The following is a 19,731-nucleotide window of genomic DNA, read 5'->3' as shown; positions in this document are numbered from 1 at the left end:
AGGTCTCCTCAGACAAGCAGAATGCGGGCGGCGGCAAGGCTTGCCGCGCCATTGACGACCCGGTCGCGAAGGGCGGCGGTTTCGGCGAGCAGGTTTTCGGCGGCGAAGCGGCAGAGCGCGATACGGTTTTCGGCCGCGCCATCGGCACTTTCGGCAAGCCCGCCCTTGGCAAGGTAACAGCCAGTGAGCACCAGGCCGAACAGGCGCTGATAGGGCGTCGCACCCGAGAGCGCCTCGGCGGTCCTGTTCTCGGCAAGCACCTTGATGAGCCAGGTGGTCGCCTGCTCGAGATCGGCGATCGCAGCGTCGAGCCTCGCAGCGGTTTCGCCGAAACCATCGAGATTGGAGCGGCGGACGCCATCGGCGATCTCTCTGAGCTCGGCGATGAAGCCGTTCACCTGATCACCGCCGGAGAGCGGCAGTTTGCGGGTAACGAGGTCGATCGCCTGGATGCCGTTGGTGCCCTCATAGATCGGGGCGATGCGGGCATCGCGGAGATAACGCGCCGCACCCGTTTCTTCGATGAAGCCCATGCCGCCATGCACCTGAATACCGAGCGAGGCGACGTCGACGCCGGCATCGGTCGAAAAGGATTTGGCGATCGGCGTCAGCAGGGCGGCGCGCTCCTGCCAGTGGCGACTGGTGTCACCTGCCCGGTGCGACATGTCGATCGCGTGGGCGCAGGCATAGGAGATGGCGCGCGCCCCTTGCGTCAGCGCCTTCATGGTGAGGAGCATGCGGGCGACGTCGGGATGGTCGACGATCGGGCTCATGCCGGCGCCGCTTGCGCCTGGCGCCCTGCCCTGGGTGCGTTCTCTGGCGTAGGCGAGCGCCTTCTGAGTGGCGGCCTCCGCGATCGCCACGCCCTGCATGCCGACGGCAAGACGGGCATTGTTCATCATCGTGAACATGCAGGCCAGCCCTTTGTTCTCCTCGCCGACCAGCCATCCCACAGCACCCTTTTCACCGCCGAATATTCCGTCGCCGTAGATCATCGTGCAGGTCGGCGAGCCATGGATGCCGAGCTTGTGCTCCAGCGAGTGGCAGAAGAGATCGTTGCGGGCGCCGAGCGATCCGTCATCGTTCACCAGGAATTTCGGCACCAGGAAGAGCGAGATGCCGCGGGTGCCGGCCGGCGCATCCGGCAGGCGGGCCAGCACCAGATGGATGATATTGTCGGCCGCATCATGCTCGCCCCAGGTGATGAAGATCTTCTGGCCGAAGAGCCGGTAGCTGCCGTCATCGCGGCGCTCGGCGCGAGCCTTGAGCACGCCGAGATCGGAGCCGGCATGCGGCTCGGTCAGGTTCATGGTGCCGGTCCATTCGCCGGAGACCATCTTTTCCAGATATTTGTCTTTCAGCGCAACACTGCCATGGGTGCTGACCGCCTCGATAGCGCCCATCGTCAGCGTCGGAGCGAGCGCGAAGGCCATGGAACCGGAATTCCACATTTCGAGTGCTGCGACATTCAGCATATGCGGCAAGGCCTGGCCGCCGAAAGCTTCGGGCGCCGTCAGACCGTTCCAGCCGCCGGCGATCCAATGGCGATAGAGATCGCGCCAGCCCTCCGGCAGCCTGACCTCGCCATCGATCAGTCGGGCGCCCTGACGATCGCCGATGTCGGCGAGCGGCGCCACTTCCTCTGTGGCAAAACGTCCCGCTTCGGCGAGGATGGCGTCGACCAGATCTTCGCCGAGATCGCCGAGCAGCCCTTTTGAAATCGCCTCGCCCATGCCCGCTACGTGTTTCAACGTGAAAGCGATTTCCTCGACGGGCGCCTTGTACATGGTTTTTCCTCCGCAGACCGGCCTGCACTTGGGCAAGCCCCTCCGAGGCAAGGGCTAATTGATTTTTACGTAAACGTCAATTTCGATTTCTTCGACCGGTATGCGATAAATCGCCCGGCATGACGCTTTGTTCTTGCACCGTTGGACAAATGGACGTCATGAACAAACTCTAAGGGAAGACATCGCCTTCGCAAAGGACCGGCGAACAATGGACACATTGCCCGTCAACATACCCGGTTTCGTCTGGGCCTATCGCTTCTCGCCCGAAGAAAAGACCGCGGTGCGGCTGAACAACAGTGCGACGGTGGCGGAACTGACCGCCGACAACTGTTTCTACTGGCTGCATCTCAACCTTGTCGACGCCCGCGTGCCGGCCTTGCTCGATACGCTGGACGGGCTGACGGAGGACGCGAAATCTGCGCTGACGACGCGTGACACACATGCGGCCATCACCGTCGACGAGCAGATGCTCTACGGCACGCTCGTCGATTGCCAGCGCGATTTCGCCCAGGATACCAACAATCTCGGCTGGCTGCATTTCGCCATGTCCGACCGCTTCATCATCACCACAAGGCTGCAGCCGCTGCGCAGCGTCGAACGGGCGCGGGCGCTGATCGAGAAGAACCCCGGCAAATTTTCACGGCCGGTCGATCTCTTCGAACTGCTGGTGATCGAGTTCCAGCGCACGCTGATCGCGGTCGTCATCGAACTCACCGAAGAGCTGAACCAGATCGAGGATATCGTCTACGACAGTGCGCAGCGCGACGAGCGCCGGCGTCTGGCGCCGGTCCGGCGCACCGTGGTCAGGCTGCATCGGCACCTGCGCACCGTGCTGGCGCTGATGCGCCGGGCGGCAGCGGCTGACGACGACGAGATGCCCTTCGGCTTCGACGATGTGGCGCGGCGGCTGACGAGCCGGCTGGAAACGGTCGACCACGATATCTATGCGCTGCAGGACCGGGCACGCCTGCTGCACGAAGAAATCGATTCGAAACAATCCTCCGAAACCAACCGTCACCTCTATCTGCTGTCGATCATGACGGCCTTCCTGCTGCCGCCGACCCTGGTGACGGGTTTCTTCGGCATGAACACCGCAAACCTGCCCTTCGCCGTCGGCGACTACGGTACCGAATACGCCGTTGCCCTCATCGTCGCCTCCATTGCGTTTGCTTGGTGGCTGTTGAGGCGGGTGGATATTCTTTGAGGGTGATGGTGCGGGCGTGACTGCCGAGGGTGCGGCCTAGGCTCGATCCGACGGGTAGCGAACTCCCCCGCCCCTCGCCCGCCTGCCGGCACCTTCTCCCCGCAGGCGGGGCGAAGGGGGATAGCCGCAACCTCTCCGTTCCTCGCCGACGTCTCGCAAGGCACGTCCCCTCGCCCCGTTTACGGGGAGAGGGTTAGGGTGAGGGGCAGACGTTTATCGAGAGCAGCGCGCTTCCAGCCTAGCCTCAATACGGCGAATAGCACTGCTGGCGCGGGCCGCTATAGGGCTGGAACGTGTTATCGTAGGCGCGATAAGACCGGTAGCGGTTGGCGCACCAGGCGACGTGGCTCGAACCCATGCGGGGCGCAGGCTCGACGTAACGCGGCTGCGCGACGATAGCGCCGCCGATGACAGCACCGGCGCCAAAGGCGGCAAGCGGATACCAGTAGCCGTTATAACGCCGGTATCCCGGACGGTAATAGGAATAGCCGCGATAGCCGCCGTAATAACCGGGCCGGTAATAGGCGCCGGGACGATAGCCAGGCCGGTAGCCCGGACGGTAACCGGGGCGATAGTAGCGGCGGTACTGGACGTTCTCGACTGCGGAGGACTTTTCCACCTGCGGGGCGGTGGGCATCTGGATTGCCTGCGACGGCACAAAGCCCGTCAGCACCACGGCGGCAGCCAGAACTGCGGTCGCGATCTTGTTTCTCAGCCCGATCATTGCTTCTCTCCCATTCAACAGCGATCACCGCCTGCCTAGCAACGCTTTCGCGCCTGAATGGTTCCGAAAGCGGCCCGGGCCAGCTGCTCTCCCTTTTAAACAACCTGAACTGAACCGGAGATTAACCGGCGCAGCTAAAGCGCGTCGCGATCTTTCAAATTCGCCGCCACGCCTTAGGTCCAAGTTTTCGGCATGTCGTTACCGCAAAACCGCTGCACACTTTTGCGCGACATGCTTTAGCGAGATCAGGCAACGGCGGAGATTTTCGCCTGGTCACCCTGCAGACGGTTGACCATGAAGTTCGAATACCATTCGAGGAACTGCATGACGCCGCCCTCGTGCAAGGCGGAATAGGGGCCGGGCTCATAGGCGGGCGAGTGAATGCCGAAGGCGTTTTCCTCGACGATGCGGCGATCCTGATCGTTGGTCTCGGTCCAGACGTGGGTCAGTTCCTCGAGATTGTAATCCACGCCTTCGACGGCATCCTTGTGGACGAGCCACTTGGTCGTCACCGCCGTCTCATTGGCGCTGAGCGGCAGCACCCGGAAGGAGATGGCGTGGTCACCGAGCAGATGGTTCCACGTCGTCGGGTAGTGGAAGAGCAGCATGGTGCCGATATGGCCGATCGAGATATCGTCGGAGAGCGGACGCTTGACGGCGCGCTTGCCCGACATGGTGTAGCTTTCGGCATCCTCGATCAGCGGCATGCGGGCGGTGCGGAACTGACCGTCCGGCGAAATCTGGAACTTGCTCGGCAGGCCGGCCGCCTCGCAGCGCGCCCAATGGCCGGCGATCTCGGGATCGTCGGCGCCGCCATCCGTGCCGGTCACGCTCGGCGCTTCGGGATAGGTGCGGCAGAGTTCGGGGTGATTGGCGGCGCAGTGATAGCACTCGCGGTTGTTTTCCCAGACAAGCTTCCAGTTGCCCTTCTCGATGATCGTGCTCTGAAAGGCGACCTTGCTCTCGCTGATCCGGTGCGGCGCGACGTAGGGTTCGATCTTGTCGCGCACCGGCTGGAAATCCGGGGCGGTGTTGGCAAGGCAGATGAAGACAAAGCCTGCGACGGTTTCGCAATGGACAGGCTTTAGGTTGAAACCTGATTTGTCGAAATCATCGCCCATGTGGCGAGCAAAGGCGAGCTTGCCTTCGAGATCATAGGTCCATTGATGATAGGGGCAGACGAGACGCACGGAGGAGCCGTGCTCCTTGGTGCAGACGCGTGAGCCGCGATGGCGACAGCTGTTGTGGAAGGCGCGGATGACATTGTCGCGGCCGCGGACGATGACGACGGGATAGCTGCCGATCTGGACGGTGAAATAGGCGCCCGGCTTCGGCAGCTCGCAATCATGGCCGATGAACAGCCAGTCGCGATAATAGATCATCTCCATGTCGAGCTGGAAATAATCCTCGTCGATATAGAACGGCTGTTCGAGGCTGAAGCCCTCACGGCGGCTCTTGAGCTGACGCAAAACGTTGCTGTGAATATCCATCTTCATGTCCTCGTGCGCCCGGTTGCCACCCTCGGGTGGGAAGGCCGGCGGAAGCGCGCCCGCTTCCTTCTCCTTCGGGAGAATTGTTCATGGCGTCATTTAAGCACCGAGCTTGCCTGCCGCTTGGTTGTAATGCGACATCGGCTTCGACATTGACGACAGGATGCGGCAAGGCTTAAGGCTGCCCATCCCCGTCGATGACATCGCCCGACTCTCCGGGCAATTATCGTCAATTGCGACATGGCGTAAAGACCCGCTCCGCAAAGAGGTCGGCTGCCTGATATCGAAATCAGTCGCGTTTGCGACACCTGCCGGCATTTGCCTTCAGCCAGCCGGCTGCCGCGGCCATTTTTTAACATCGCCTTAAGCATACGGTCCTATCCTGCTACTGATTCAGACCGACCGAAGAACGCGAACCATGGCCAAACTCCGTTATTTCGACGCGAAAGAAGCAGGTAAACTGCAAGAGCCGCAGCTGATTGCCGCGCATTCCGAATTTTTGCGCACCGGCCGCATCCCCCGCGAGCGGCGGCATTGGCTAGCCGAGGAAAAACGCTATTTCACCCATGACGAGGTCGCGGCAAAGACCGGCCGCAAGCTGCAGGTGGCCGGCGAGAAGACGCATCAGCACATCAACGGCTTTCACCATTCGATCCAGTTTCCGAAGATGATCTTCCACCGGACGCTGGAGGACAGCCCGCATCTCGGCTATTGCCACGTCACCGCCGCGCGGACGAAATTCGCCCATTACGAAGAGGTCAGCTGGGCCTTCTATATCTCCAATTTCTATTCCGACATCGGCGAGAACGATAATTTCTTCGAGCGCATCGATGTCGGTTATTCCCGCATGTATTTCGCCGTCGCGATCAAACCCGGCCAGAACTCCGCGGAAAAGATGACCATCGACCGGTCGGTGCGCGGCAACGGCCTGCTCTTCCGCACTCATGATCCGCAGGCGGCGATCCGCAACATCCTGCTGCTCGGCGCCCGCAACGAACAACTGCGCGAAATCATCCGCCAACTCTAAAGCGCGACGCGCTTTAGGTCCTTGCTTGATGCATGTCGTTGTCCCAAAACCGCTGCACACTTTTGGGCGACATGCATATTCCTTGCCTGATGCATGCCGTGGCCCCAAAACCGCTGCACACTTTTGGGCGACATGCATAGATGAACAACGCGATTGATCGCGGGCGGTGGAAAGCCTAATGACTGCCAGGACTAACACGGGCAGGACATGGCACGCACGATCGATATCACAGCAGACAGGCAGGCAGCGCTGGAGGCGGCCTCGGCTGCTCTTGCCGACGGCTTTGCCATCGCCATCCCGACCGAGACCGTCTACGGCCTGGCAGCCGACGCCACCAATCCTTTGGCCATCACCCGCATCTACGAGACAAAGGGACGGCCGCGCTTCAACCCGCTGATCTGCCATATGGCCGACCTCGCCATGGCCGAAGAGCATGCCGAGTTCGACCCGGTCTCACGGGCACTCGCCAGGGCCTTCTGGCCGGGCCCTCTGACCCTCGTGCTGCCGCTGAAGCCGGAAAGCCCGATCCATTCACTGGCGACCGCCGGGCTCGACAGCGTCGGCATCCGCGTGCCGCAGGGCTTTGCAGGCGCGTTGATCGGCGCCTTCGGACGGCCGCTCGCAGCCCCCAGCGCCAATACCTCAGGCGGGGTAAGCGCCACGAGTGCCGCCCATGTCGAAGCCGATCTCGGGGCAAAAATCCCGCTGATCCTCGACGCGGGGCCAAGCGCTGTCGGCGTCGAATCGACGATCGTCAAGGCGGAGGGCGGCCAACTCAGGCTGCTTCGGCCGGGTGGACTGGCGGCGCGCGAGATCGAGCGCATCGCCGGCCAACCGCTGCTGCGGGCGAAGACGGCATCGGCGGCCATCGAGGCGCCGGGCATGCTTGCCTCGCATTACGCGCCGGGTGCTTCCGTGCGCCTCAATGCAACGGCGGTGGAGCCCGGCGAAGCGTTGATCGCCTTCGGCAGCGCTGCGGTCTCCGGCGCGGACAGTGCGCGGATCGTCCTTGATCTCAGCCCGCGCGGCGACCTCGCCGAGGCGGCGGCCAATCTTTTCGACTACATGAAGCGGGCCGATGCCAGCGGCGCCCGGAGCATCGCCTTTTCGCCGATTCCGGAGGAGGGGCTGGGCGAGGCGATCAACGACCGGCTGCAGCGGGCGGCCGCACCCCGCGACTGAAAAGACCGCGCATGACGATGGAGGACCGAGCCCGAATGAGCAATTCCAGCATTTCCACCGAACTCCTCAACCGCTTCGCCGCGATCGTCGGCGAAAAATACGTGCTTCGCAGCGAGGACGATCTTGCGCCGCATCTGATCGAAAACCGCGGGCTCTATCACGGCTCCTCCCCGCTCCTCCTGAAACCCGGCGCGGTTGGGGAAGTTTCTGATATCATGAAGCTTGCGACGGAGACCGGAACGGCGATCGTGCCGCAGACCGGCAATACCGGTCTCGTCGGCGGCCAGACGCCGCGTCAGGGCAAGTCCGATATCATCCTGTCGCTCGAGCGGATGAACAAGATCCGTGATGTCGATCCGGTGGCGAACGTGCTGGTGGCCGATGGCGGCGCCATCCTCGCCGAGGTGCAGAAGGCGGCCGAGGCGCATGGGCGGCTGTTTCCGCTGTCGCTCGGCTCGGAGGGCTCCTGCCGCATCGGCGGCAACCTTTCCACCAATGCCGGCGGCACGGCGGTGCTTGCCTATGGCAATATGCGCCAGCTCTGCCTCGGCCTCGAAGTGGTGCTGCCGACCGGCGAGATCTGGGACGGCTTACGCCGCCTGAAGAAGGACAATACCGGCTACGACCTGCGCGATCTCTTCATCGGCGCCGAGGGCACGCTCGGCATCATCACCGGCGCGGTGCTGAAGCTCTTTCCCCAGCCGCTCGGCCACCAGGTGGCCTTCGCCGGCCTGAATTCGGTGGCGGATGCGCTTGCCCTCTTCAACCTGGCCTCCAGCCTCTGCGGCGCCTCGCTCACCGGTTTCGAGCTGATGCCGCGTTTCGGCGTCGAGATCACCACGCGCCACATCGACGGCGTGCGCGATCCGCTGGACGCGGCCTATCCCTGGTATGTGCTGATCGACATTTCGACCTCGGATTCGGCCGAGACGGCTGAGCGGATGATGAACGGCGTGCTGGAACAGGGCTTCGAGGCCGGGCTGGTGCTTGATGCTGCTATCGCCTCATCGGTAGCGCAGCAGAAAGCGATCTGGCACATGCGCGAGAGCATGTCGGATGCCCAGAAGCCGGAAGGCGGGTCGATCAAGCACGATGTTTCCGTGCCGGTATCGAAGATCCCGCATTTCATGGCCGAGGCCGAAGCAGCGGTGATGGCGGCGATGCCGGGCGCCCGCATCTGCGCCTTCGGCCATATGGGCGACGGCAATATTCATTACAATATTTCTCAGCCGCTCGGCGCCGACAAGGCCGCCTTCATCGCCCGCTGGCGCGAGATGAACCATATCGTCCATGGGCTGGTGCTGGTGCATGGCGGTTCGATCTCGGCCGAGCACGGCATCGGCCAGCTGAAGCGCGACGAGTTGGCGGCGATCCGCCCAACGATCGAAATCGAGCTGATGCGCCGCATCAAGCGCGCCTTCGACCCCGCCGATATCATGAACCCGGGAAAGGTTGTCAGCCTCGATCCGTGAGGCCGACGGTCAGAGCGATCACGCCTGCTGCGTGCAGCAGGTTGGGGCGATCAGCTTTGCTGCGTGCCGCCGCCCGTGAGTATCATCAGCGCCGGCGACTGCTGGGTGGCGTTCTGGACGTCGTACATCGCGGTGAACCGGCGCAGCAGCTTGTCGACCTTCTTCGGATCCTGGAGATCCTCGAGCTTGACGAAGCGGCTGAGGAGATCGCGCTGCTTGGTGACGTCCATGCCCGATATCTGCGACGGCAGGTTGTAGGCTGTGGTGATGACCTGATAGAGCGCCTTGTCGCCGAGGATCGAATAGATCGAGGTGATGCTCGGGGCTTTGCGGGCGAAATAGAGCGCTAGGCGGACGCCGTCGTTGCTTTCGCCTTGCTGGGCTTCCATCGTCTGCTGGACGTAGAGTTCCTGGGTGTGGTCCTCGGCCGCCTTGTTCTGGATCGTGCCGATCTTGGCGCGGGTCAGATTGCCGTCCTTGTCGAAGTTGAAGGCGGCGACGATATCCTGGAAACGCGCATCGGCCTTGGCGTTGAGGTAGCTCTTCTTGTCGTCGGGATCGGACGTGAAGATCTTCTTCAACGTGGCCTTGTCGTAATCCTTGGGGTCAAGGTTGTTCGCCTTCAGCACCAGGTCGGTCAGGCGGCTGTCATCCAGGAAATCGTCTAGCGACTTCACCTTCGCCATGCCCTTGGCGAAATAGTCGACCTCGGTCGTTGCATCCTTCGCTGCCTTGTCCTTCACCGGACCGTCTTTCATCAGCATGGTGATATGCGACTTGTAGTCGGTGGCGTATTTGGCCAGGGTCGCGTCGGGAAGCGCCTGGAAGGGTGACGCCGCCTTGCCGTCGGGGCCGAAGTTGAAGGCGCGGGCAAGGTTGGTGATGCGTTCATCCTTGAGCGAGGCGATATAACCATCCGGATCATAGGCATCGCTTGTCAGGACCTTGCGCATCATCGAGCGCGGGACGTCCTGGTCGGTCAGGCCAAAGGCCTGCAGCGCCACATGGTAGAGATCCGGCAGATTGTCATTGCTCTTGCTGAAATCGGCGGCCGAATTGCTGCGCAGGAAATCATTGACGCTCTTGACGTCGGAGAAATTCAACAGGCTGCTGCTGTCGGCCATAAGCTTCTGGTAGTTGGATGCGACCTCATCGATCGCCTCGTCGCGCTCGTCGTCATAGCGTGCGGCGTAATTGTCGTTGGTGGTCTGTGCCTGGTCGGCCGTCTGGACCGAGCTCACCACAGGAAGCGATCCGTCGGCGGCGAAGTTGAAGTCGGCATTGAGATCGGCATGGCCGGCTGCGGCAGCGGCCGTCGCATCGGTCAGGATGCTCTTCAGATCGGCGTCCGAGATATCGAAAGGCAGATTGTAGGTGCTCTTCAGGAAATTGGTGATGGCGGGATCGGCGATGAGATCATCGACATTGGCGATCGTCGCCATCCGGGCGGAATAATCGTCCGTGCGCGTTGCGGCGGCAAATTTGGTGCTGCTAATCTGGGTGGCCGTCTGCGCCTGCAAGCCGTCTTCGAGCGTGCCATCCGCCTTGAAATTGAAGGCGCCGGCAACATCGGCATAGGTACCGGTGCCGCTCTGATCGGTCAGGATATTGCGAAGAGCGACGTCGGTGACGGTTGACGGGATGCCGAAGGCGTTGCGGACGAAATTGTTCAGCTTCTGGTCCGCCAGCAACTGATCGACATCTGCGATGCCGGCGATGGTGGCTTGGTAATAGACAGCCGCATCGTTGGCCTTGCTGGTGGTGCTGGCACTTTGCGTTGCCGTCTGCGAGGCGTAAAGGGTCGCGACCGAACCATCCGATTTGAAATTGAAGAGATCGTGAACGTCGCTGTAGCCCTGGGCACTGGCAGCCGTGCGGTCGACGAGGAAAGTCCTCAACGTCGCATCGGAGACGCTGTCGGCGATCTGCATGCTGTTTCTGATATAGCTGACCGCAACAGCATCGGACATGATGTCATCGACATTGGTAACGCTGCCGATCATGCTGTTGAAATGCGCTGCGTTCGCCGCCGACTTGTCGGTGGTCGATTTCCGTTGCGCCGCAGTCTGGATCACGGAACCGTTGATCGAGCCGTCCGCCTGAAAATTAAAGTCGGCATTGAGATCGGCATGGCCCTGGGCCGCGGCATAGGTCGAATCCGTCAGGATGTTCTTCAGGTCGGCATTGCTGAAACTCGTGCCGAGCCCATAGGCATCCTTGATGTAGCGGGCCAGCACGTTGTCGGCGAGCAGGTCGTCGACATTGGTGATCGCGCTCGACTGCGAGGTGACGGAATAATAATTGCTCGTGCTCGATGCCGCCGCCTGCAGGCTGTTTGCCTGGTCGACCGACTGGACGCGCGCCGTGCTGGAGGTCGACCCGTCAGCCTTGAAGTTGAAAGCATTGTAGACATTGGTAAAACCCATCAGCTGGGCGTAGCCGGGGTCAGTCAGCACCGTGCGCAGTGCTGCCGCGGTGAAATCGGCGCCCATGCTGTAAGCCGTCGTGATGTAGGAGACCAGGCGCTTGTCGGCGACCAGGTCGTCGACATTGGTGATCGTGCCGATCTTCGCCGTGTAATAGGCCTTGTTGTAGTCGGCCGCCGTCTGGCCGACGTAGTAGACATCCGAACCGACCGAATTGTCGATGATGACGGACTGGGAATTCAGGGTGTAGGACTCGATGACCGAAGCCTTCTGCGTTGCGGTCTGCGCCGTGCCGGTGACCGTGCCATCCGCGTTGAAGCTGAACTGGGCGGCAAGCGCCTTGTACTTGTCGCCGCCTTGCGTGTTGACGACGCTCGTGGGGTCGCTGAGATCGCTGGTCAGCACCTGCCGCAGAAAATCCTTCGACGCATAGGTGGGATCGATCTTGAAGGTCTTCAGCACATAGGTGCGCAGCCGGGTGTTGTTGACCAAGTCGTCGACGGTCTGCACGCTATCAATATTGTTGCTGTAATAGGTGCTCTCGGCAGTCGCGGCCTTGTCGGCATCGATGAAGGACTGCTTGTAGAGGCCGATGAGGTCGTCCTCCTGCGCGTCCGTCTGCACGTCCTTGGCCGGCTCGTTGAAATTGAAGGCGGAGGCAAACTCGCGGTAGCGCGTATCGGACAGCTTGTTGGCGTAGCTGTTGGGATCGGTGAGATCGCTCTCGAGCACCTTCTTCATGAAGGCCTTGGCGTAGGTCATGTCTTCGAGGCCATAGGCCTTCATCGCATAGCTGTAGAGCTTGTAGTCGCCGAGGAAGTCGTCGACCGATGTGACCTTGTTGATATGGTCGGCGTAGTACTGGGCATCCTTCTTGACCGTCGCTTGCGACGCAACCTTATTGAGGCTCGACGTCATATCCCGCGACAGGATCGTGTAAGCGAGGGAAGCCGTGATCATAAAAAGCGCCCTTTTCGGCAAAATCTCTAAAAGAACGACGAAATGCTGGTGAGCACATTTTGCCATGGAAAGCTTACCTGAGGCTTACCTCCGGATGCATCACTTCAGCACACCACGCCGTTCACCTTCCGGAAACCCTGCCGGATTCGGTTTTGATAACCATCAGAGGAGGCAAAGTTTTCTTAACCGCAATTTTTAAGCTGTACGGAACGGCGGCTGCCTATTGTCGGCCATAGAGGACGAAAAGTCCCAAGGAGAAGACCGGAAATCGGCTCTCAGGTAAGACAAGGGTAGAATGAAATGAACAATCCCGTTATGAAGCCCGCTTGGGCTGGCACGACGTTACGCCTCGATCCGTCCCGCTTTCCCCAACAGGTCAGCTACGCCATCCATGATTGTTCGGATGACGTCAATATCACCATAGACGAACGTGGTGCGGTCCTGCGCAAGGTCCTCCCCTCCAGCGGCCTGCCGCTCTCGATTGCGCTGCCGAAGCGCGTCTTCAAAGGTGTCGCCGCCCGCGCCATCGACCACGGCGACGGCGAAGTCACCGTTACGCTGGAGCTTCACCACACCGATCCGGAGCTCTGCATTCCGCTGCTCGTCGCCCATGATCTCAGCGATATCGCCGCCGACTGGCGCAGCTGGTCGGAAGCCTTCCGCATTCCGATGCTGATGGTCGAGGCCGACGGCGTCGCCCGTCCGCTCGAAGACCACATCGGCGCCCTACGCACCAGCGATCTCAAGCCGCGCCGCCGTCATTCCTACTTCGCCAATCGCCGTCCGCGCTTCCTCGTGCGCCGCACCACCGGGCGGCTGGGCGTTGCGATGAAGATCGAAGGTAAGGAAATCATCGCCCGCAACTGAACAAAAACGCGACAGTTCCATTCCGCAACGTCGCTTCGGAACCATTTTGAAACCCGGCGCCCGCGCCGGGTTTATCGTTTCATTCGTCGTCCCAATCAGGGAATGGCAAACAGCAGCGAGACGAAAAGGCCGAAGAAGATGATCAGGCCGACGCGGTTGTTTGACTTGAAGAGCGCCAGGCACTGGTCGGCATCATCGATATCGAGCCGGACGATCTGCCAGGCGAACATGCCGGCCGCACCGAGCAGACCCAGAAACGCGATGAGATTGGCGCCAGCGAGAACGAAAGCAATAAACATCAGCGCCAGCGTCAGTCCATAAAGACCGATCAGCCACTGCCGCGTCTTGTCGCCGAACAGGCGCGCGGTGGAGCGGACGCCGATCAGTTCGTCATCCTCCTTGTCCTGATGCGCATAGATCGTGTCATAACCGATCGTCCAGGCGACGGAGGCGGCGTAGAGCAGGATGGCGGCAAAGGAGAGGCCGCCCAAAATCCCGGCCCAGCCCATCAGCGCGCCCCAGGAAAAGGCAAGTCCGAGGTAGAATTGCGGCCAGTCGGTAAAGCGTTTGGCAAAGGGATAAAACGCCACGATCCCGAGCGAAAGCACGCCGAGGAAAACGTTGAGCCAGTTGAACTGCAGCAGCACGAACAGGCCGACTAGGGCCTGCAGGCCGATGAAGATCTTCGCCCGGCGGCGGGTGACGCGGCCGGAGGGCAGCGGACGCGACCGCGTGCGCGCCACTTCCATGTCGATCTCGTGGTCGACGAGATCGTTATAGGTGCAGCCGGCGCCGCGCATGGCGACCGCGCCGATGAAATAGAGGAACAGGTGAGATACCAGCAGGCTGCCGGAATAGATCCCCTCGCCGATCGCCGCATTGGCCGCAAGTGTCGCCGACCAGAAGCACGGCCACATCAAGAGCTGCCAGCCGATCGGGCGATCCCAGCGCGCGAGTTGCGCATAGGGCCAAAGCCATGGCGGCAGGATCCGGTAGACCCAGTTATCGGAAGGTGCGTCGGAGACGCGATCGTTGAAGTCGCCGGTATCGTGCATGCCGCTCATCTAGCGGCGGGGCGTCGATGCGGTCAAGAAGGGATCATTGCGCTGCCACTTTTATCACTCCTTGGATCGGAATCGATCCAAGGATGAAATTATAGGGCAATTCAAGGTGTTACAGCGCTGCGCATCTGAGATGAGAGGCGCAGCCGCGTCAATCACTGCAGTGAGAAATTGAACTTATAAGTGGCCGAGACGCCGATCAGGATCTGGTTCTTCGAGCCGCGGTCGCGCACGAGGCTGCTGTCGGCGGCGGGACCCGCCAGCCGCTTATATTCGAGGAAAGAACTTGCCGAGAGGTTTTCCGTCGCCTTCCAGGTCAGCGCCGTGCCGGCGCCATAGGACTGGATGCCCGACGACGGCTTATAGGGATCAAGGCCGCTTGCCGCGGCCTGCTTGGCGTTGACGCCGTAATAGGCATCGTAATAGCCGCTGGTGGCGAAAGTCGCGCGCGGGCCGCCTGATAGTTGCAGGTCGGGCGCGATGTCGGTGAAGGCATCGACCGCGAGATCGGCGACGATGCCGTCATGCGAGCGGATGCCCTGGCGGACTTCGGCGCGGGCGCGAAGGAAATCGGTCGGGTAGACTTCGACGAAACCGCCGGCTTCCGCCCCCCATTTGACCTTCTTCAAGCCCTTCAGATCGCTGCTGTCGCCGTCATCGCGCGACGGCACGAATTTGCCGACGATGCCGGCGCGGAAGGCGCCCTTATCGATGAGGGCGAAGGACGGATTGTCGTTGCGCGAGGAAAAACGCGGGCCCGCACCCTGGCGGCCGACGGAAATCAGCGGGCTGAACTTGAATTCATTATGCGACGAGCCCTCGAATTTCGGGGCGGAGAAGCCGGCAACGCCGACGCTCAGGTACCAGTCGCCGGACCAGAAGTGCTGGCCGCTTTCCTGGGCGGCCACTGAGCCAGCAGAGAAAAGGGCAATAGCCAATGAGATCGATACGACTGATCGATGAGACACGTCCGCACTCCAGAAAACGCAAAAACAAAGCCGCGGAGGGCGGCGTTCGCTACATTTATCCTGATCTCCTTACCCCAATGTTAACCACGGCAAAACAATGGCCACACGGCTGCGGCATCTGCTATCGAACTCCGCAAACCCGCTCCAACCGCTTCCCTATCTCTGGTTCCAGCGGCGGATGACCGGTTCGGTCAGATCGTGTTCATAGCCGAGCACGCTGATGCTGGCCGTATCGAGCACGAAACGGGAGCCGTCTTCGGGCGGCAGACCAAGCCAGCGGGCGGCCAGCACACGCAGGAAATGCGAGCTTGAGTAGATCAGGATGGTGCCGGCCGTTTGGCGAAGCGCATGGATGACGGCGTCTGCGCGGGCGCCGACATCGGCGGCGAACTCGCCCTTCGGGCAGCCATCGCGAAAGAGCTGCCAGCCGGGGCGGTCGGCAAGGATCGCCTTGGTGGTGATGCCTTCATAAGCGCCATAGTCCCATTCGGCGAGATCGTCCTTGATCACCGCGCCCGAGCCGAATCCGGCGAGCGCGCAGGTCTTGCGGGCCCGCTCGGACGGGCTCGACCAGACGGCGGAGAAGGCAAGGCCCGCCAGCCGGTCGGCGAGTTTGCGGGCGGCGGCCTCGCCGTTCGCCGTCAATGGAATATCGCTACGTCCGGTATGGCGCCCGGACAGGCTCCATTCGGTTTCACCATGGCGGACCAGGTAGATCTCGGGAAACGCATTGCTCATCGGCACGTCCTTTCATGAGAATCGGTCGCTCGGCAAAACCGCCAGCGGAAGCGGCACTTCCGCGGGATCAGAACGTCACCTTTTCGAGCGGGGTGCGCCTCGCCTCGAATTCCTTCAGCTTCGCTTCGTTGCGCGCGATGTAAGTGCGATTGTCGGGAACAGCGAACTGGTTCTTGGCGATCTGGATCTGCAGGATGAAGAGTTCGTCCCAGCGGAAGCCGATTTCGGAACCGGCCAGATAGAATTCCCACATGCGGAAGAATTGCTCGTCGTAAAGCGCCACCGCTTCGGCCTTGCGCGCCACGAAACGCTCGCGCCAATGGCGCAGCGTATAGGCGTAATGCAGCGGCAGGATTTCGACATCCTTGACCAACAGCCCTGCCTTTTCGAGCGGCGGCACGACCTCGCCAACGGAAGGGATGTAGCCGCCCGGGAAGATGTATTTCTCGATGAAGGCATTGGTACCGAAGCTCGGCTTAGGGCGGCCGATCGAATGCAGCACCATGACGCCGTTGTCATCGAGCAGGTCCGATACCTTGCGGAAGAAATTGCCGTAATTGCCGATACCGACATGTTCGAACATGCCGACCGAGACGATGCGGTCGAACTTCCTGCCCGTCATGGTGCGGTAGTCCTGCAGTTCGAACCGCAACCGGTCGGCAAGGCCGCGTTTTTCGGCGCGCGTACGCGAGACCTTGAGCTGTTCCTCGCTCAGCGTGATGCCGGTGAACTCGGCACCGTCGGTCGCCTCCGTCAGGTACATGCCCATGCCGCCCCAGCCGGAGCCGATCTCCAGGATACGCTGGTTCGGCTCGAGTAGAAGCTTGGCGGCGATATGACGTTTCTTGGCCAGTTGCGCCTCGTCGAGACCAATGCCCGGCGGCTCGAAATAGGCGCAGGAATATTGCCAGTCCTCGTCGAGGAAAAGATCGAAGAGCTTGGCCGACAGGTCGTAATGATGGGCGACATTGTGCTTGTTGCGATTGACCGGCACGCGGCTCTTCAGCTGCTGCCAGGCAATGCGGCCGAGGAGCAGTGCCGCCATCTTGAAATCGAAGATTTCGTTGGTGGTGTTCTGTTTCACCAGCGACAGGAAATCATAGATGTTGCCCTGTTCGAGAATGAACCGGCCTTCCATATACATTTCGCCGAGCTTCATGGTCGGGTCGCGCCGGATAGCGTCCTCGGCCTCCTGATCGGCAAGGCGGGCGACAACGGTTTCACCCGTGCCGTCGCCGATAGTGTGGGTTTCGCCATTGGCAAGGGTAAGTTTCAACGAACCCTTGCGGACGATTTGCTGGACGATCGATAAGAATGCCGACGCCATGGACGCCTCGCAAATGTGACAGGATGGTCACATCAACTTAATAGCTCTCTTTCGCCTTACAAGCGCGGGATTTAGCACTCCGTTCAGAACGCTGCCAAACTGTTGCATTTTTGCCGAAATGCCGGCTAAACCCTTATTTTCGCTTCATCGCTTCGGCAAGTGCTGCGCCGAAAGCGCCCTGGCTCTCCGGTTTCTGAGCTGCAGGCCGGCGCTCGTTCTGCGGCCGGGAACCCTGGTTCGCGCGAGAATCACCCCGCGGCGGCGGCGCTGAAGAACCGTCATCGCGTTTCATGGAGAGAGCGATGCGCTTGCGCTTGGCGTCGACTTCGACAACCCGCACCTTGACGACATCGCCCGCCTTGACGACCTCGTGGGGATCCTTGACGAAGCGATCGGCAAGCTGGGACACATGCACCAGGCCATCCTGGTGCACGCCGATATCGACGAAAGCGCCGAAGGCGGCGACGTTGGTCACCGTGCCTTCCAGCACCATGCCAGGCGTCAGGTCGGAAATTTCATTGACGCCCTCCGCAAAGGTCGCAGTCTTGAAGCTCGGACGCGGGTCGCGGCCGGGCTTTTCCAGCTCCGCGATGATGTCCCTGACCGTCGGCAGGCCGAATTTCTCGTCGATGAACTGACGCGGATCAACCGATTTCAACACCGCGCTGTCGCCCATCAGCGCGCGCAGATCGCGGCCGCAGGCAGCGACGATCTTCTTGGCGACGCCATAGGCCTCAGGGTGGACCGAGGAGGAGTCGAGCGGCTCCTTGCCGTTGGGGATGCGCAGGAAGCCGGCGCATTGCTCGAAAGTGCGGCCGCCGAGGCGGGCGACCTTCAGCAGATCCTTTCGCGTCTCGAAACGGCCTTCGCTGTCGCGGTGGCGGACGATGGCGTCGGCGATCGACGGGCCGAGGCCGGAGACGCGCGAGAGCAGCGGCGCAGACGCGGTGTTGAGATCGACGCCGACGGCATTCACCGCGTCTTCCACCACCGCATCGAGCGAACGCGACAGCTTCTGCTGGTCGACGTCGTGCTGATACTGGCCGACGCCGATCGACTTCGGCTCGATCTTGACGAGTTCGGCCAGTGGATCCTGCAAGCGCCGCGCGATGGAGACGGCGCCGCGCAGCGACACGTCGAGATCGGGGAATTCTGCCGCTGCGGTTGCCGAGGCGGAATAGACCGAGGCGCCGGCTTCCGACACGATGACCTTGGTCGGCTTCGGCGCCGGCAACTCGGCCAGCATGTCGGCCACTAGCTTTTCGGTTTCGCGGCTGCCGGTGCCATTGCCGATCGAGATCAGCTCGACATTGTGCTTGCGGATCAGCGATGCGAGCTCGACCTGGGCGCCACGCACGTCGTTCCTCGGCTGGAAGGGATAGACGGTCGATGTCGCCACCACCTTGCCGGTGCCATCGACGACGGCGACCTTGACGCCGGTGCGGATGCCGGGATCGAGACCCATCGTTGCGCGCGAGCCGGCGGGCGCTGCCAAAAGCAGATCCTTCAGATTGCGGGCGAAGACGTGGATCGCCTCTTCTTCGGCCCTTTCGCGCAGTTCCCGCATCAGGTCGAGCGAGAGCGACATGGAAAGCTTCACACGCCAGGTCCAGCTTGCGACCTCCATCAGCCAGCGGTCGCCGGGACGGCTCGTGCCGATCTCGTAAGCCGCTACGATCATGCGTTCGACCGGCTTGTTCGGAGAGGTCGTCTCAGCGTCGGCCTCGATCGTCAGCGTCAGCACCTCCTCGTTCCAGCCGCGTAGCATGGCGAGCGCGCGGTGGCCGGGGGCGGTCGCCCAGCGTTCCGAATGGTCGAAATAATCGGAAAACTTCTCGCCGGTCGCCTGCTTGCCGTCGACGACTTTCGCCTTCAGCAGCGAGGCCTGGCGCATATGGGCGCGCAACCTGCCGAGCAGGTCGGCATTTTCGGCGATGCCTTCAGCGATGATGTCGCGCGCGCCTTCGAGCACCGTCTTCACATCGGGCACATCCGCTGTGACGAAGCCTTCGGCCAACACCGCCGGTTCCCTGGCGCGTTCGGCGAGAATTGCCTCGGCGAGCGGGCCGAGGCCACGTTCACGGGCGATTTCGGCCCGCGTGCGGCGCTTCGGCTTGTAGGGCAGATAGAGATCCTCAAGCTCGGCCTTGGTTTCGGCGCCTGCGACCTTGGTCATCAGCTCGTCGGTCATCTTGCCCTGGCCGGTAATCGATTCGACAATCGCGTCGCGCCGGGCTTCGAGTTCGCGCAGATAGACCAGCCGCTCGGCGAGATTGCGCAGCTGCGTATCGTCAAGCCCGCCCGTCACTTCCTTGCGGTAGCGGGCGATGAAGGGCACGGTGGAGCCTTCGTCGAGCAGCTCGATGGCGGCTTTGGCCTGTTCGGGCCGGGCGTTGATTTCGGCGGAGATGCGGGCTGCGAGAAAACGGAGGTCTGCGGCCATGGGATTTCCTGTTTCGTCAGAGGTGGCGGGACCATAGCGGCGAAAAGCGGCAAGG

14 protein-coding genes are annotated in these 19,731 nt (G+C 61.8%); 5 read left to right on the top strand and 9 right to left on the bottom strand.

Annotation, left to right across the window (positions count from 1 at the left end; translation table 11 throughout):
• Nucleotides 1-8: 8 nt before the first annotated feature.
• The gene (locus tag RLCC275e_RS02865; protein ID WP_033181440.1) at nucleotides 9-1,787 is read right to left on the bottom strand and encodes an acyl-CoA dehydrogenase family protein; all 1,779 of its coding nucleotides are present in this window, start codon (nucleotides 1,785-1,787) and stop codon (nucleotides 9-11) included.
• A gap of 208 nt (nucleotides 1,788-1,995) precedes the next feature.
• On the opposite strand from RLCC275e_RS02865, the gene RLCC275e_RS02860 reads away from it, so the two are divergent.
• Nucleotides 1,996-2,991, top strand: coding sequence for a transporter (locus tag RLCC275e_RS02860; protein WP_033181441.1), 996 nt, complete (start codon nucleotides 1,996-1,998; stop codon nucleotides 2,989-2,991).
• Between the two features lie 244 nt (nucleotides 2,992-3,235).
• On the opposite strand, the gene RLCC275e_RS02855 is transcribed toward RLCC275e_RS02860, so the two are convergent.
• Both RLCC275e_RS02855 and RLCC275e_RS02850 read right to left on the bottom strand, forming a co-directional pair.
• Nucleotides 3,236-3,715 (bottom strand): BA14K family protein, encoded by a 480-nt coding sequence (locus RLCC275e_RS02855; protein WP_033181442.1) that lies wholly within the window; start codon nucleotides 3,713-3,715, stop codon nucleotides 3,236-3,238.
• Nucleotides 3,716-3,960: 245 nt separating this feature from the next.
• Nucleotides 3,961-5,205 (bottom strand): aromatic ring-hydroxylating oxygenase subunit alpha, encoded by a 1,245-nt coding sequence (locus RLCC275e_RS02850; protein WP_033181787.1) that lies wholly within the window; start codon nucleotides 5,203-5,205, stop codon nucleotides 3,961-3,963.
• 418 nt (nucleotides 5,206-5,623) lie between these two features.
• On the opposite strand from RLCC275e_RS02850, the gene RLCC275e_RS02845 reads away from it, so the two are divergent.
• The 3 genes from RLCC275e_RS02845 to RLCC275e_RS02835 all read left to right on the top strand — a co-directional run bounded on the left by RLCC275e_RS02845 (nucleotide 5,624) and on the right by RLCC275e_RS02835 (nucleotide 8,886).
• Nucleotides 5,624-6,232 carry a DUF6656 family protein gene (locus RLCC275e_RS02845; protein WP_033181443.1) on the top strand — a complete coding sequence of 203 codons (609 nt, stop codon included), beginning with the start codon at nucleotides 5,624-5,626 and terminating at the stop codon, nucleotides 6,230-6,232.
• A gap of 207 nt (nucleotides 6,233-6,439) precedes the next feature.
• A complete protein-coding gene (locus tag RLCC275e_RS02840) occupies nucleotides 6,440-7,414 on the top strand; it encodes an L-threonylcarbamoyladenylate synthase (protein WP_033181444.1) in 975 nt (324 codons plus the stop codon).
• A 35-nt stretch (nucleotides 7,415-7,449) separates the two neighbouring features.
• On the top strand, nucleotides 7,450-8,886 hold the full coding sequence (locus RLCC275e_RS02835) for an FAD-binding oxidoreductase (RefSeq protein ID WP_033181445.1): 1,437 nt from the start codon (nucleotides 7,450-7,452) through the stop codon (nucleotides 8,884-8,886).
• Nucleotides 8,887-8,936: 50 nt separating this feature from the next.
• Here the strand turns inward: RLCC275e_RS02835 and RLCC275e_RS02830 are convergent, their stop codons facing one another.
• Nucleotides 8,937-12,272, bottom strand: coding sequence for a DUF1217 domain-containing protein (locus tag RLCC275e_RS02830; RefSeq protein WP_033181446.1), 3,336 nt, complete (start codon nucleotides 12,270-12,272; stop codon nucleotides 8,937-8,939).
• A 300-nt stretch (nucleotides 12,273-12,572) separates the two neighbouring features.
• Here RLCC275e_RS02830 and RLCC275e_RS02825 point away from each other — a divergent pair, with 300 nt between their 5' ends.
• Nucleotides 12,573-13,139 (top strand): DUF6101 family protein, encoded by a 567-nt coding sequence (locus RLCC275e_RS02825; RefSeq protein WP_003556960.1) that lies wholly within the window; start codon nucleotides 12,573-12,575, stop codon nucleotides 13,137-13,139.
• 95 nt (nucleotides 13,140-13,234) lie between these two features.
• On the opposite strand, the gene ubiA is transcribed toward RLCC275e_RS02825, so the two are convergent.
• The 5 genes from ubiA to RLCC275e_RS02800 form a co-directional block, all read right to left on the bottom strand.
• On the bottom strand, nucleotides 13,235-14,194 hold the full coding sequence (ubiA, locus tag RLCC275e_RS02820; RefSeq protein WP_033181447.1) for a 4-hydroxybenzoate octaprenyltransferase: 960 nt from the start codon (nucleotides 14,192-14,194) through the stop codon (nucleotides 13,235-13,237).
• Between the two features lie 161 nt (nucleotides 14,195-14,355).
• The gene (locus RLCC275e_RS02815) at nucleotides 14,356-15,168 is read right to left on the bottom strand and encodes a MipA/OmpV family protein (protein ID WP_003556957.1); all 813 of its coding nucleotides are present in this window, start codon (nucleotides 15,166-15,168) and stop codon (nucleotides 14,356-14,358) included.
• A 156-nt stretch (nucleotides 15,169-15,324) separates the two neighbouring features.
• Entirely contained in the window at nucleotides 15,325-15,906 is a 582-nt protein-coding gene (locus RLCC275e_RS02810; protein ID WP_033181448.1) for a histidine phosphatase family protein, read from the bottom strand.
• A gap of 67 nt (nucleotides 15,907-15,973) precedes the next feature.
• On the bottom strand, nucleotides 15,974-17,233 hold the full coding sequence (locus RLCC275e_RS02805) for a cyclopropane fatty acid synthase (protein WP_033181449.1): 1,260 nt from the start codon (nucleotides 17,231-17,233) through the stop codon (nucleotides 15,974-15,976).
• Between the two features lie 133 nt (nucleotides 17,234-17,366).
• Nucleotides 17,367-19,676 (bottom strand): Tex family protein, encoded by a 2,310-nt coding sequence (locus RLCC275e_RS02800; protein ID WP_033181450.1) that lies wholly within the window; start codon nucleotides 19,674-19,676, stop codon nucleotides 17,367-17,369.
• Between the last annotated feature and the right edge of the window lie 55 nt (nucleotides 19,677-19,731).

This window comes from Rhizobium brockwellii, from assembly GCF_000769405.2.
Classification (GTDB): domain Bacteria; phylum Pseudomonadota; class Alphaproteobacteria; order Rhizobiales; family Rhizobiaceae; genus Rhizobium; species Rhizobium brockwellii.
The sequence above is the reverse complement of the archived record's forward strand: the minus strand, read 5'-3'. Positions and strand labels throughout refer to the sequence as shown.

Coding starts and splice junctions, on each gene's coding strand:
- RLCC275e_RS02805 (WP_033181449.1), bottom strand. CDS start 17,233: ATGGCGTCGGCATTCTTATCGATCGTCCAGCAAATCGTCCGCAAGGGT.
- RLCC275e_RS02850 (WP_033181787.1), bottom strand. CDS start 5,205: ATGGATATTCACAGCAACGTTTTGCGTCAGCTCAAGAGCCGCCGTGAG.
- RLCC275e_RS02825 (WP_003556960.1), top strand. CDS start 12,573: ATGAACAATCCCGTTATGAAGCCCGCTTGGGCTGGCACGACGTTACGC.
- ubiA (WP_033181447.1), bottom strand. CDS start 14,194: ATGCACGATACCGGCGACTTCAACGATCGCGTCTCCGACGCACCTTCC.
- RLCC275e_RS02800 (WP_033181450.1), bottom strand. CDS start 19,676: ATGGCCGCAGACCTCCGTTTTCTCGCAGCCCGCATCTCCGCCGAAATC.
- RLCC275e_RS02830 (WP_033181446.1), bottom strand. CDS start 12,272: ATGATCACGGCTTCCCTCGCTTACACGATCCTGTCGCGGGATATGACG.
- RLCC275e_RS02845 (WP_033181443.1), top strand. CDS start 5,624: ATGGCCAAACTCCGTTATTTCGACGCGAAAGAAGCAGGTAAACTGCAA.
- RLCC275e_RS02835 (WP_033181445.1), top strand. CDS start 7,450: ATGAGCAATTCCAGCATTTCCACCGAACTCCTCAACCGCTTCGCCGCG.
- RLCC275e_RS02810 (WP_033181448.1), bottom strand. CDS start 15,906: ATGAGCAATGCGTTTCCCGAGATCTACCTGGTCCGCCATGGTGAAACC.
- RLCC275e_RS02865 (WP_033181440.1), bottom strand. CDS start 1,787: ATGTACAAGGCGCCCGTCGAGGAAATCGCTTTCACGTTGAAACACGTA.
- RLCC275e_RS02840 (WP_033181444.1), top strand. CDS start 6,440: ATGGCACGCACGATCGATATCACAGCAGACAGGCAGGCAGCGCTGGAG.
- RLCC275e_RS02860 (WP_033181441.1), top strand. CDS start 1,996: ATGGACACATTGCCCGTCAACATACCCGGTTTCGTCTGGGCCTATCGC.
- RLCC275e_RS02855 (WP_033181442.1), bottom strand. CDS start 3,715: ATGATCGGGCTGAGAAACAAGATCGCGACCGCAGTTCTGGCTGCCGCC.